11 protein-coding genes are annotated in these 13462 nt (G+C 63.1%); 4 read left to right on the top strand and 7 right to left on the bottom strand.

Annotated elements, in window-relative coordinates:
• Window positions 1-9: 9 nt before the first annotated feature.
• Window positions 10-738, top strand: a complete 729-nt coding sequence (locus HX801_RS22605) for a CbtA family protein (RefSeq protein WP_087694165.1) — start codon at window positions 10-12, stop codon at window positions 736-738.
• 40 nt (window positions 739-778) lie between these two features.
• Here HX801_RS22605 and HX801_RS22600 read toward each other — a convergent pair whose 3' ends face one another.
• A complete protein-coding gene (locus tag HX801_RS22600; RefSeq protein WP_177022797.1) occupies window positions 779-1333 on the bottom strand; it encodes a DUF4865 family protein in 555 nt (184 codons plus the stop codon).
• Window positions 1334-1425: 92 nt separating this feature from the next.
• Between HX801_RS22600 and HX801_RS22595 the strand changes: the two genes are divergently transcribed.
• Window positions 1426-2292, top strand: coding sequence for a LysR family transcriptional regulator (locus HX801_RS22595; protein ID WP_087694167.1), 867 nt, complete (start codon window positions 1426-1428; stop codon window positions 2290-2292).
• Here the strand turns inward: HX801_RS22595 and HX801_RS22590 are convergent.
• Window positions 2270-4363, bottom strand: coding sequence for an EAL domain-containing protein (locus HX801_RS22590; RefSeq protein ID WP_177022765.1), 2094 nt, complete (start codon window positions 4361-4363; stop codon window positions 2270-2272). The two genes, HX801_RS22595 and HX801_RS22590, sit on opposite strands and share 23 nt — an antisense overlap.
• A gap of 254 nt (window positions 4364-4617) precedes the next feature.
• Between HX801_RS22590 and HX801_RS22585 the strand changes: the two genes are divergently transcribed.
• Both HX801_RS22585 and HX801_RS22580 read left to right on the top strand, forming a co-directional pair.
• Window positions 4618-5913, top strand: a complete 1296-nt coding sequence (locus tag HX801_RS22585; RefSeq protein WP_371316582.1) for a serine hydrolase domain-containing protein — start codon at window positions 4618-4620, stop codon at window positions 5911-5913.
• A 27-nt stretch (window positions 5914-5940) separates the two neighbouring features.
• Window positions 5941-6270, top strand: a complete 330-nt coding sequence (locus HX801_RS22580; protein WP_087694170.1) for a DUF6388 family protein — start codon at window positions 5941-5943, stop codon at window positions 6268-6270.
• Here HX801_RS22580 and HX801_RS22575 read toward each other — a convergent pair.
• Genes HX801_RS22575 through tssK form a run of 5 tightly spaced genes read right to left on the bottom strand, consistent with a single transcriptional unit; the run spans window position 6267 to window position 13462 of the window.
• Complete coding sequence (locus HX801_RS22575) at window positions 6267-7145, bottom strand: serine/threonine-protein kinase (protein WP_087694171.1); 879 nt, start codon at window positions 7143-7145, stop codon at window positions 6267-6269. The genes HX801_RS22580 and HX801_RS22575 overlap by 4 nt on opposite strands.
• Window positions 7133-7870: a PP2C family serine/threonine-protein phosphatase gene (locus tag HX801_RS22570; RefSeq protein ID WP_087694172.1), complete on the bottom strand. Its 738-nt coding sequence runs from the start codon at window positions 7868-7870 to the stop codon at window positions 7133-7135. The genes HX801_RS22575 and HX801_RS22570 overlap by 13 nt, the downstream gene beginning before the upstream one ends.
• Complete coding sequence (tssM, locus tag HX801_RS22565; protein WP_177022763.1) at window positions 7867-11253, bottom strand: type VI secretion system membrane subunit TssM; 3387 nt, start codon at window positions 11251-11253, stop codon at window positions 7867-7869. Before tssM ends, HX801_RS22570 begins: the two co-directional genes overlap by 4 nt.
• A gap of 15 nt (window positions 11254-11268) precedes the next feature.
• Entirely contained in the window at window positions 11269-12129 is an 861-nt protein-coding gene (icmH, locus tag HX801_RS22560; RefSeq protein ID WP_177022762.1) for a type IVB secretion system protein IcmH/DotU, read from the bottom strand.
• 4 nt (window positions 12130-12133) lie between these two features.
• A complete protein-coding gene (gene tssK, locus HX801_RS22555; RefSeq protein WP_177022761.1) occupies window positions 12134-13462 on the bottom strand; it encodes a type VI secretion system baseplate subunit TssK in 1329 nt (442 codons plus the stop codon).

Here is a 13462-nt window from a genome sequence, read left to right as displayed (position 1 = left end):
CGTGACGACATGACAGGGCATTTACTCGTTCGCGGGATGCTGGTGGGCCTGCTCGCCGGCATCCTGGCCTTCGGCTTCGCCAAGACTTTTGGTGAGCCGCAGATCGACAAGGCCATCGCCTTCGAAGATCAGATGGCACAGATGCACGGCGACGCGCCGGAAGAAGAACTGGTGAGCCGCGAAGTACAAAGTACCTTCGGCCTGTTCACCGGCGTGGTGGTGTACAGCGTCTCCCTGGGTGGCATTTTCGCCCTGGTGTTCGCCTACTCCCTGGGCCGCATCGGCAAGGTCGGCCCCCGTGGCTTGGCAGCGCTGCTGGCATTGGCGGCGTTTGTGACGATCATCGTGGTGCCGGGGCTGAAGTATCCGGCCAACCCACCATCGGTGGGCGACCCCGCCACCATCGCGCAACGCACCAAGCTGTTCTTCCTGATGCTGCTGGTGTCGGTGGCGGCTGCGGTGATTGCGATCAACGCGGCGCGCAAGCTGATTGCCAGCCGTGGCCTTTGGACAGGCGCGATCCTCGGTGTGGCGCTGTACATCGTGATCGTGTCGGTGGCCGGCAGCTTGTTCCCGACCATCAACGAAGTGCCGGAACAGTTCTCGGCAGTGTTGCTGTGGAAATTCCGCGTGGCCTCCCTGGGGATTCAACTGGTGCTGTGGACCACCCTGGGCCTGGTGTTCGGCGCCGTGGCCGAGCGCAAGCTGAGCCAGCCTCAGGCGCGTCTCAACTCCTGACGGTACAGGTAGCCGCCGACGCATCGGCGGCTACCGGCATTCACACCCCGGGCCGCGCCAGGTAGAACACCTCGTAGCCATTGCCCGGATGGTTCACATCCAGCGCCTTGCCCGACAAGGTAATTCGCACCAGCTTCCACGCCTGCACATCCAGCGCCAGAAACACCGCGAAGTTATCGCTGCTGTCCGCGAGCTGCTGGTTGCGGGCCTTTTCTGCGGCGAGGATTTGCCCGCGGTCCGCCCCCGGCGCCAGCGCCCACTCCTCCCGATACAGGCTCAAGGCGTCTTGCGCCGGACCTCGCTGCACATCCAACGGTAACCAGGACTCAATGTGCGGCTGGCCAAAACTGTCGAGGACCTTCTGGAAGCGCTCGCCGAGCAAGAAATCCGCAGCCTGCAAAGGATCCGACCACAGATAAACCGACGAATACAGGTTACCCACCCCCGGCCCCTGCCCTCGCTCCTGGGCGATAAACGCCTTGAACAGCAAACCCTCGGCATAATCCCACAACGGCCCCAGGCGAGCGGCCCGCTCACGGATGACACCCATGTCGTAATCGGCTGGCAAGCGGTGTGAATACTGTTTGGCAAACATCATGGCGCTCCTGTTCAGATGAGTGCCCAGCTTGCGTAGCGCCCATGATTTCAGCAAGATATCACCAGATATAGGTGTGATAAGGAACTGAAATGACCGACGCACTCAAGCCGCTGGATATCGACACCGTGCACGCCTTTGTGCTGGTCGCCGATTTCGCCAGTTTCACCCGCGCGGCCCAGGCACTGGACACCTCGCAGGCAGCCATCAGCCTCAAGCTCAAGCGCCTGGAAGAACGCCTCGGTTATCGCCTGCTGGTGCGCACACCGCGGCATGTGCGGCTGTCGCCCCAGGGCGAGCAGTTCATCGTCGCCGCCCGCGCATTGCTCAATGCCCACGAACGGGCGTTGGGTGACATGGGCAATGGCGCCCCGCGACGGTTGGTGATCGGCATCAGCGACCACGTGGCCGGGCCGGACCTGCCACTGTGGCTCAGCCGCCTGGCTGCCTATGACCCGCTGGTGATCCTGGAGGTGCGGATCGCTTCGTCCCGCGACCTGGTGGCGGCGTTCGACCGCAACGAACTGGACGCGGTGATCGTGCGCAACGAAGGCGATCGCCAGGACGGTGAGGTATTGGTGGTGGAGCGCTTTGGCTGGTTCGCCGCGCCTACCTGGCAGCACACGCCCGGCACGCCCCTGCGCATGGCAACCATGGCCTCGCCCTGCGGCGTGCGACACCTGGCGGTACGCGCGCTGGATGAGGCGCGGATTGACTGGACCGAAGTGTTTGTCGGCGGCGGCGTAATGGCGGTGGGTGCGGCAGTCAGCGCCGGCCTGGGTGTGGCGGCGCTGGCCCGGCGAGTGGCGCCGGCGGGCGCCGTGGACGTCAGCGAACAGTACGGATTACCGGCATTGCCCGTCAGTGAAATCGTGCTGCATAGCCGCATCAGCGACGGCCGCTCCCGCGAGACATTGCGGGCGTTAAGCGCAACCTTCAGAGGGGTTCTGGAGCGTTAGATTGCATCTGGGTATACCGCCCGCGCACGAACCGCTCCAGTTCATCGCCCGGCAGCGCCTTGCTGAAATACCAGCCCTGGATGATCAGCTCCGAGCCCGACTGCAAAAACGCCAGTTGCTCGGCGGTTTCCACGCCTTCCACCACTACCCCGAGGTTCAGCGCCTCACAGAACCGCAGCATCCCGGTCAACACCTGGGCGCCCTTTGGATCATGCTGGGCGACCACGAAACTGCGATCGATCTTGATGAAATCCACGGGGAACTGGTGCAGGTAACTCAGCGCTGAAAATCCGGTGCCGAAGTCGTCGATATACACCTTGGCACCAATCGCCTGGAGCTTCTCGATCATCTGCCGCGTGCCCTGGATATCGCCCACCAGCGCATCCTCGGTGATCTCCACCGAAACCTGCCCGTGGGCCTGGGCCAGTATCTCCACCAGCCGATCACCATACGCCGGGGTAGTCAGCGTGGCGCTGGAGATATTGATCGTCATCGGCAACGTAAACCCGACCTTCTGCCACTTCTGGTACTGGCGCACAGCCTGGGATGCCACCCACACATCCACGTCGGGCATCAACCTGGCATGGGCCAGCCATTGCAGGAACTCCCAGGGTGAATGCACCGTACCTTCGGCGTCCCGGGCCCGCATCAACGCTTCGCAACCGGTGCATAGCCCGGTCCGGGTGGAAATCTGCGGCTGGAATTCGAGGTAAAACTCGTAGTCGCTGATCTGCTGGATATGACTCAACTCGCTGACCTGGCGCGCCTGGGCCTTGTGGGACGCCATCACCGGGTCCAGCTCCAGCAAGCGGCCTTTTTCTTCCAGGCCGCGAAAGGTCATGTCCAACGACTTCAAATACACCGTGCCGCCCTCCGTGGCCTGGCGGTTGATCGCGCGCACATAGGGCGCATAGATCAGCATGCCAACCCCCAGCAACACCACCTGCAGCAACACTGCCGCGAGATCGCCGTGGGTGCTCAGGTAGGCGTTGAGCAACACCGGCGCAGTAAATGGCACCCTCACCACCGCAGGCGACACCCAGCCAATCTGCACCACCATCAACGCCAGTATCACGTTTAACGCCGGCACCACCAGAAAGGGAATGAACAGCCGCGGGTTAAGAATGATCGGCAAGCCAAACAACAGCACTTCACTGACATTGAACAACGACAACGGCAGGCTCGCCATCGCCACCAATCGCATGGACCGGCTTTTGGAAAACAGCAGGATCGCCAGCAGCAGGCACAGGGCACCACCCGAACCGCCGATAAACGCGAAACTGCCCAGCAAGCCGCCATTCAGTAGATATTTGACCGGCTCGCCCGCGGCCACCGCCGCATTATTGAGCCCGACCGCCTGGTCCAGCACATCAAAAAACGGCTGCATGGCGTAGACCCCATGGATCCCGAAAAACCACAGCAGCGAATTCATCAGGGTCACAAACAGGCCGCTGCCATAGGGCGTCTCCAGTGCATCGAGCACCTGCGGCCCCTGAAGCTGTGCCACCTGCGGAATCTGCAACAGCAACGACAGCACGAGCACCAGCCCGAGCGCCGTGATCGCCCCCGGCACCACCATATTGAGGGTGCCCTTGAGGTTGTGCCCCACCAGGTCTTCGTTGATCAACCGCGTCCAGCGACGCCGATGCAGCCAGGCGATGGCGGGCACATTGATCAGCGGTGAGGCGATGGCGATGAACAACACGAAGGTCGCCGAGGCTCGGGGAAAATCCCGCAGCACAAACGTGGCGATCACTACATGGGCCAGGCACAGGAACGCTACCGGGAGTTGCGGCAGGCGGTGCTGGATAGCGAGCATGTAACCGATGGAGGCTGCCACCAGCAGCGGGATCACCGAGCTGATCTGGTTGTGCAACCCCGCCAGGAAGGCCACCACCTGAGGGTCGAAACCCAGCACTCGGGCGCATTCGGACAGGATCAGGAAACCTGCCGATACCAGCAGGCACGGCAGGATCCACAACAGCCCCTCGCGTATGGCCCGCAACGACTCGGTACTGGCGAGGGCCGCCAGCCGCTGGGTGAAGAAAAGCTTGAACAGCGTTTGCGCCATCACCTGTCCCTCGGTCCCTGATGCCAGGGTCGCAAAATAACACCTGGCTGTCGCCTTATCACGGGGTAACGCTACACGCCCTGACACCGCAAGCGAAAGGCTTTTGCCGCCCCTGGCGCATTTATTCAGAATCACCGCAGGGGCTTGCTGCTTGTCGATTGGCTCGGGTTGGCCCATCCTTTGGCGCACTGGTTGTCGTAAAAAACGACGCACCCCTCGAACGGACTCGACTGATGCTGCGATTCACTCCCCTCATGGCCTGTGCGCTGCTTGGGCTGACCAGCCCGTTGGCCGGCGCCGCCACCCCGACCTTCGCCGATGCCCAGGCCAGCGACCCGGCCAGGCTGCAATGGATGGTCGGCGCACCGCCGCCGGCCGACCGCACCGTACGCTTTGAAGACGGCAGCTATTTCCGCTTCCCGGCGATGCGCTGGAGTGTCGCCAACTTTCGCCAATTGATGCCCACGGTGAACGTCTCCCGCGGGCTCGGCGCACCGCTGGCATTGCCACGCGTACTCGACCCGGCACTCGATGCAATCCCCGTGCAGCCAGTGGGTGCAGCCCAGCCGCTGACCTGGCGCCAGGCCCTGGACGCCACCTACACCGATGGCATCGTGGTGATGCATCGCGGCACGGTGGTTTATGAGCGTTATTTCGGGGTGCTCAAGGAGGATGGGCAACACGCGGCCATGTCGGTCACCAAATCGGTGATCGGTACCCTGGGCGCGATGCTGGTGGCCGATGGCACCCTGGACCCACAGAAAAAGATCGTCGACTATGTGCCCGAACTCGGCCGCTCGGCCTTTGGCAGCGCCACCTTGCGCCAGGTGCTGGACATGACCACCGCCCTGGACTACAGCGAAGACTATGCCGACCCCAACGCCGAAGTCTGGGCCCACGCCCAGGCCGGCAACCCGCTGCCCAAACCCAAGGACTACACCGGGCCGCGCAGCTACTACGAGTTCCTGCAAACGGTTAAGCAGCGTGGCGAACACGGGCGTGCCTTCGGCTACAAGACCGTCAATACCGACGTACTCGGCTGGGTGATTGCCCGCGCGACCGGACGCAATGTCGCGCAACTGCTCAGCGAACGCATATGGAGTCGGCTTGGCGCCGAACAGGACGCCTACTTCACCGTCGACTCCATCGGCACACCCTTCGCCGGTGGCGGCCTGAACACCGGGCTGCGGGACCTGGCCCGGTTTGCCGAGATGCTGCGCAACGGCGGGCGCTTCAATGGCCAGCAGATCGTGCCCGAAAGCGTGGTGACGGATATTCGCCAGGGCGGCGACAAGCAGGCGTTCGCCCAGGCCGGCTACGCTCAATTGAAGGGCTGGAGCTATCGCAACATGTGGTGGGTAACCCACAATCCCGACGGGGCGTTCATGGCGCGTGGGGTGCATGGCCAGAGCATCTACATCGACCCCAAGGCTGAAATGGTGATTGTTCGCTATGCCTCCCACCCGGTGGCCGGCAACGCCGCCAATGATGGGGTGACCTTGCCCGCCTATGCAGCCATGGCGGCTTTTTTAATGTCCAAGCCAGACTGACCGTCTCTCTTACCGTGGAGTAAACCTTTGTCCCAACCCGGCGAAAACCACCAGCTAGCCCTGGACCGATTCTTGAGTGAACACCCGGCCCTGGCCGCGGAATTGAATACATTGAACCCCCTGGCGGCCCAGGCCAAAGGGGAAACCATGGAGCAGTACCGCGCCGAGCGCCTGCATGAAGCCTTCGAGGCAGAAGCGGAGCAACAGGGCTTGTTTGCCTGGGAACTGACGCTGAAATTGACGGCGCATTCCCCGGCGGAGTTCGAGGCGCAACGCCTTGAGGTGCACAAGGAGGTGGCGCAAATGGCAGGCCTGAGTTGGTTCGAGTATTGCCAGCTGCACGACTTGCCCGTCTAGAACCAGCGGCCCAGGCCCTTCCTGCGATCAGCGAGCACCGCGCGTAATTCATCAAGGGTAACGGCCCTGCGTTCAGGGTCAGCCGTCAACGCCGTACGCAATACAGGCCAGCAATGGCGAGGCAGTTGCCTGGGCCGGGCCGGCCTGTCACTGGCGTGGCGTCGGCCTTGTGCCAACTCGTACAATACACAGGCCACTGCATACAGGTCGGCGCTGGCCGACAGTGCTCCGCCAGCCAGCAACTCCGGCGCGGCGTACGCGGGCGTCCAGGCATTGAAGCGGCTGCGACTCAAGCCTGGAGAACCTGCCGGGGCCTGTCCGCAAGCCTCGCCCAGACCGAAATCGAACAAGCGCAACCCGCCGTCTCCCACCATGACATTGGCGGGTTTCACATCCCCGTGCAGCACACCCTGCTGATGGCTATGGCGCAACGCGTCGAGCAATTGCACGGCGATGCCTTGCAGCGCTTGCCAGGGTAAACCGCCGGGGCACTCCAGCAGCAACCGGTCCAGGGTCATGCCCTGGAGCAGTTCCATGGTAAAGAATGCGATCTGGCCGGGAGCATCCACTTCAAATGAATACACACGCACCACCTGCTCATGCCGCAGGCTGCGGGTCAGGGCAAACTCGTTGTACAGCAACACGTGGGCATCCGCAGACTCGCGGATGGCTTCGCCCAACACCTTGATCGCGACACTGGAACAGGGTTCGCCAAACTGTTCGTGCAGCAGGTCCCGCGCACGATAGACCACGCCCATGCCGCCTGCGCCCAACACGCGCTCGATCAGGTACCGCCCGGCCAGCAACTCGGGGGCTCCGTCGCGCGGTGGGTTTATCGGGGCCTTGGCAAAGGCAAAGTGGGTCAGGTCGCGCATGACTGCACCACCACAGCGGTCAGGTTGTCGCCGGCCGTGCCGCGCAAGACACCTGCAAACAGCTGGTCCAGGACACGTTGCGGATTTCCCTGGCTCAACGCCTGGCCCAACTCAGAGTGGCTAAGCGCCTGGTACAGGCCGTCGCTGCACAACAGAAACACATCCCCTGCCAAGGTACCGAGTTCCAGGACCTGCGGGCTCAGTGGTGCCCGCGAGCCGATGGCCCGGGTCAAGGCCCGTGCGTCTGGATGGGCCCTGGCCTGTTCCGGGCTCACCTGCTGGTCAATCAATTGCTCACACAGCGAATGGTCTCGCGACAGCTGGTACAGCGTCTGCCCGCGCCACAGATAGCAACGACTGTCACCGGCCCAGACACACGCAGCGCGATCGCCCTGAAGCAACAACGCCACGACCGTGCTTCCCATGATGGCCTCGGCGCCATGGGAGGCCAGCGTCAATTCATCGCCCAGCCGCCGGTTGAGCCATTGCAGGCAACGACGGGTCGCCTCGACGCGTTCATCCAGGCTGCCCTGGCCGGGCAATGACGCCAGGCCATCGACCACCAACTGGCTGGCGATATCCCCCGCCTGATGCCCGCCCATCCCGTCCGCGACGGCCCAGCAGCCCGTCCCGGGGCAATCGAGAAAGGCATCCTCGTTGCGTAAACGGACCTTTCCGCGGTCTGTGCGACCGGCGCTGTGCCAGCGGTCGCGAGGTTGGCTCACAACTGCTCCGGCAGGCGAAAGGTTCGCCACTGCGCCATCTGGAATGGATTGGGTGTGCGTCGGCTGGTCAGCAGGTAGTTGGCGCGCAAGCCTGCCAGGTCAGCCTTGAGGATCAGCTCATCCTGCCCGCTGGAGGGTTCGCTCTGCATCAAGTCGAACAAGCGAAACAGGGACCAGGCCCCGGTATTTTTTTCGAGCCCCAACGCCCGCTCGCTGCCCCGCTCCAGCACCAGGCTGCTGCGACCATTCTCAGCCTCGGCTGGCCATTGCATCGCCATGGGGACAATCGGCCCGTGCCGGTACTCCATCTGCTGGCCACCCAAACGCAAGACCGCACGACTCACCGACGGGTCCAGGCTATAGGGTGCGAGCGTGAAACGAACCTGCAAGTCCCCCGGCTCATCCGCAAAAAAACCGCGCCTGATCACCTGCACCTTCGCCTGCTGGTCGAGCAACGCCCGAGACATCGGCAAGCTGCGCCCATCCAGGCTACGCAGCCTGTAGCGCCCGGAATCACCGCTGACAAAAGGCTTCAGATAGCTGTCAAAGAATCGCGCCATGATCCCCTCAGGCTTGAAAAACTCCTGGAAGTCGTTGAGGGAAACGTCGCTGCTGGCGTGGGCATTGAACGGGAAACGCAGCTTGATCGCCCTGCTGTAGAAACCATATACCTCGCTCTGATAACGCTGGTTCACATGCCGATAGGCCTGGTCGAGCAGGCGGCGCCAATGCTCGTCGGCCAGGCTTTCGAACCAGCCCGCCAGCGGCAGCGGCAAACGCACGGCCACGTTGCGCAGGTTACTCAGCGCATCCTGTTGCCCCTGGATCCGCCGCTTGACCATCTCGAACGCGACCGGCTCCGGCGCGCCTTCGCGATTCAAGCTCGCCAACTGCAGGTGCAAGTCGTTGAGCGCCTGTAACACGCCGATTAACTCGGCCCCCGGGTTCTCTTGGCTGTCCAGCAACTGGTGCAAGGGCTCGAAGCGGCGCTGCATGGCTCGCCGTGCGCTGTCGGGCAAGGCATTGACCAGCCCGGCGGCGGTCGGCAACCGCTCTGCCGCAGGCCCAGGCAGCTTGGCAGCCAGCTCGTCCAGGCGCTCACTGGCCGACGGCAGGCGCGTGTGGTCACGAACCTGCTGCAACAACTGCAACAACGGCGACTGGGCCGACGTCAAGCTGGCGAGCTGCTCGGCGCCTTGCCTGGAGTTTTCAGTTTCACGCAGGCCAACCTGCCCAAGTGCCTCGCTCCAGGCATCGGCATACTCGCTGAAGTAGCGTTGTTCAAGCTCCACCATCAACCGTTGCAAATCCATGGCGCTCAGGTCGGCGCCCTCTCCCAGCACCCAGTTGTCCTGGACGATGGTGTTCACCAGCCGCGCGCCCTGCGCTTCAAAATGCCGCTGGTACGTGCGGGTATAAAACCCCGGAATGGAACGCTCGCCCCCCTCAAACACCCGCCCGTGTGCAAGGCGCAACGGTTCAAGGCCGCGAGCTTGTTCGCGCAGCACCCGGTACACCACGTCAACCAGCGATTCGCCGCGCAACACGTGGCGCGCGCGGGCCACCAGCTCGTCATCGAGCGGCTGCACGAACGGCTGCTCAAGCAAGCGCGCGAAATGTTCATTCAACCGGTTTTGCACGGAGGGCTCACCGGCAAACCGTACAGACCAATGCCCCGCCACCCGCTCACGCAGCCAGCCGACATCCCGCCGCTCCCGCAGGTTGAGCATCAGGTACGCCCGGAGGTTATCCAGCAGCCGCTCACGATCTTCCAGGCTGCCGCGAACCTGTTCCTGCAGCATCTCGCTGACCTGGGACAGCAACAGCCGGCCCAAGGCACGCTCGTAGGCCTGCTCCAGCACCGGACGGCTGATACTGCCCTGATACAACCCCATCCGCTCAACCAGCCTGGCTTCGCCCGGCAAGGGGAAAATCCGCGTGGCCGCCAGGCGGCTGTCCAGCAGCGGCAGGAGTGCCTGGGTAGCGTCTGGCCCAGGCTGCACGGGTGCGGGCTGTCGTGCCAGCGCCTGCAGTTGCTCCAGACGTTGATGATTGGAGGAGTAACTGTGGGTCCACAGCAAGCCCGCCGCCACGACGACCACTAGCGCGCCCAGGGCCAGCCCCCCCTGGTGCCGGCGGATTCGACGGCGCTCCTGGCTATCGAGGTCCGCCAGGTCGGCTTGCGCCAGAATCACCCGGCTGAACAAGCCCTGGATAAAGTACGCACGTGGTTCAAGTGCCTGTGGGCCACCGTCGGCGCTGGTCAAGTAGAAACCACGAAAGCCGTTGGTGTGCTGATAACGCGGGCCGCAAAAAGCAACGTCGATATAGAGGCTCAGGCGCTCGCCAATCCGGGCCGCCTGATGGGGGAAGTCGAGCATCCGTCCGCGCAGATCACTGTTGCGTTCCTGGTGCAGGCGCTGCACAAGCTCACCGCTCAAGCGCTGCAGCAGTGCTTCAAACGCCTGTCGTACCTGGGCAATGCCAATACCCGCTTTGCCTGGGACGATAGATTCGCCCAACACCGCATCACTGCCTTCGCCCAACGGCCGCTCGAAGAACTCCGCAAACCCCGGCAGGCGGTCGGCCTGGGTCACCACCAGGTAGACCGGTACCTCCACATGCAACGTCTGGCGGATCTCCAGCAACCGACTCTGGACTGCCCGCGCCTCATTCTCCAGCTGACGCTCGCTGCCATGGAGCAATGTGTCCGTGGACAGCGCCACCACCACACCGTTGAGCGGGCGTGTCCGGCGCCGCACCTTGAGCAGCTCCAGCAGCGTCGACCAACCCGCGCCATCCACCTGGCTGTCAGGCTGGGTAAGGTAGCGGCCGGCGATGTCGAGCAACACGCCGTCCTCGGCGAAATGCCAGTCACAGTCCCGCGTGGCACCGCCCTGCGTCGCTACCGACGCGCCCTGATCCTGGAGCAACTGCAAGCCACTGGCGGCCAACATCCGGGACTTGCCACTGCCTTCCTTGCCGATCAGCAAATACCAGGGCAATGCATTACGCCTACGCGGGCTGCGTTCACCATAAATCCGGGAGTGTTTCAGGGTGTACAAAGCGTCCTTGAAGCGACCGCGCAGGTGCCGCTGCTCGTTTTCAACCTGGCCTTTGCGCGGGCGTGGCTCGCCGTCACCGACGGTTGATTGCCGGGCCATACTGCGCCAATTGGCATACACCATCGCCAGGCCCCACAACAAAAACAGCCCGCTGATTGTCAGCAAGCGCGATGCCGCCGCTTGCCAGAATCGATAGTCGTCGACAGCCAGCAGTGGCCCGAAGAACCACACGGTCATTGCGACCGCGAGCACCAGCAGCAGGCTCCAGACCCAAACCCTGCCCAGCACGGCGCCCGCGCTCCTGAAGAATGCGTTCATGCGTTGCTCCCTGCGTTAGAGCGGCGCCCGGAAAATATCCGGCGCCACGAGTTGATACGGTTGCAACACCGCTTCACGCTGCTGGCCCAGCACCCAGGCAAATCCTGCATACAGGCTCAACAGGCTGGCGGCGACAAACACTGCAATCCAGGTGAGCGACACGACCCTCAGCCGTTTCCGGCGCGGCTGTTCCGGCCTGGGCGACGGCGCGCACGCCGCAGGCGTATCACCCCGCACATGCCGGATCTGCCGATACAGCGCGTCCCGAACCTGTTCAAGCTGCAACAACCCACGCTCCATGACCCGGTACTTGCCCTCAAACCCGAGGGACAGGCACAGGTACATCAACTCCAGCATCGCCAGGTGCTTGAAGGGGTCCCTCGACATGCGCTCAAGCAACTGGAAAAACTTCTCGCCGCCGAAGGTTTCGTTGTGAAAACTGCTCAGCAGGCTCATCTTCGACCAATCGCTCTGGCTGCCCCATGAGGTGGTGACCACTGCCTCGTCGATCACGCTGCACAGCACATACCGCGCCGCCATGACCTCGCTGGCCTGGGCCCCGTCATGCCGGGCCCGCGTCTCGAACAGCGTGACTGCAGCCGAGAGTCGTTCATTCAGGGCACGCAGGCTTTCCTCGGCGGTACTGCGCTTGAGGCGGACCACCTCGGACAACAGCTCCCAGGCAGGCGCCACCAAACTGTTCAGGCCAATGTCGAAATGCTCCGCGCCCTGCAAGCGGGCCGCGTAGATCATCCGGTCTTCCAGTTGTTCGAAACGCGGCGGCGATGCGAAGTCGGTCATCGGTCCCTGCGCCGGTCCGCGTCCCTGTCGATCAAGCAGGACGGTTTTCTCGTCCTGCGGGTATTCCCTGTCCATGGTCTCAGTTCCTGATGGCCCAGAATTTCAGTTCCAGTTCGGCAAATTCACCGCTGACGTGGAAGGCAAATCCTCCCGACTGCTTCAACTGCTCAATGTCCCGGGCACCGAGTTCAAGCATGAAATAGGTGTTGGCGGCATGAAACGGTATCTGCCGGGGAGCCACCGGCAGCGGCTTGACCTTGATGCCCGCCAACTGCAGGTTGACCAACTCGCGAATCCGCTCCACGGGGCCGACCTTGAGGTGCGCCGGAAGCCGGTGTCGAAGCTCCTCGGCGTCACAATGGGCGCTGGCGGCCAGAATGAAGGTCGCCGAACCCAGCAGGTTGAGATCGCTCACCGGGCACACCAGCACCCCGTACTGGCGAGGCTGCAGCGCCAGCTCAATGGCATGCTGCTCAAGCACCATCGACAGCAGGCTGCGAATCGGCTCCATCAATCCACGAAAGCTGGCGCCCTGGTCGCTGTGCCGGTAATGCCCCTCGAAGTGCGCACGCTTGCTGTCGCTGGCAAACGTCGCGAGTTCACCCAGGATCGACAGCAATGTTCGATACAGCGTTTCAGGGCTGACCTGGCTCAGGCCCAGGTAGTGACGCAAGACCAGTTCGGTGCGATTGATCAATTGCAACATCAGGAAGTCGCCAACCTCCGCGCCGGCGGCGGTACCGTTGGCGCGAATCCGCTCGGCGATGGCATCCCCCCGGTAAGCGAGCAGGCTGATCACTTCCTTGAGGCAAGACAGCAGGTAGTCGGAGCCATGCAGGTGAATGAAGCTCGGGATAAAATCGGGGTCCAGGCTGACGCCCTCCTCGGTGCAACTGAGCACCTGGGCAACCTTGAGCTTCACGTAATGCGGGTCGCTGTGTTGCTCCCCCAGCAACAGGCGAAAATCCAGCTGCCCGCAATTGACCTGACGACGAGCTTCTTCCCCGGCGTTGGAGTCGCTGACGTCTACCGCAAGAGTCTTGTAGCGCGCCAACACATCAATCTGCTCGGGTCGACGGGCTTCAACACAGTTACCTGTGGCCAGCGGCAAGGCCAGGTAGATCGACTGCTTCCCGGTATTGACCGGAACCTCCAGCACCAGCGACTCCATCGCGCCGCCCAGCTCGAACAGGCTGCCATCCGGCAATATGCCGCTGGCCTGGCTGATAAAGACCTTGCCCATATTGAGGTATTGCACATCGATTTCCAGGGCCAGGAAGCCCCAGGCGTGACGGCACAACAGCTGGGTGCGGCGCGTGAGTTGCTGATCGTGGTACCGATCGTTTTGCTGAAAATGCTGAGGGCGCAGCAACATGCCTTCCTGCCAGATGACTTTTTGGCTGTACAT

This window comes from Pseudomonas sp. G1002 (genome assembly GCF_013385455.1).
Classification (GTDB): Bacteria; Pseudomonadota; Gammaproteobacteria; order Pseudomonadales; family Pseudomonadaceae; genus Aquipseudomonas.
Note: the sequence above shows the minus strand (reverse complement) of the source record. Positions and strands in the feature narration are given on the sequence as shown.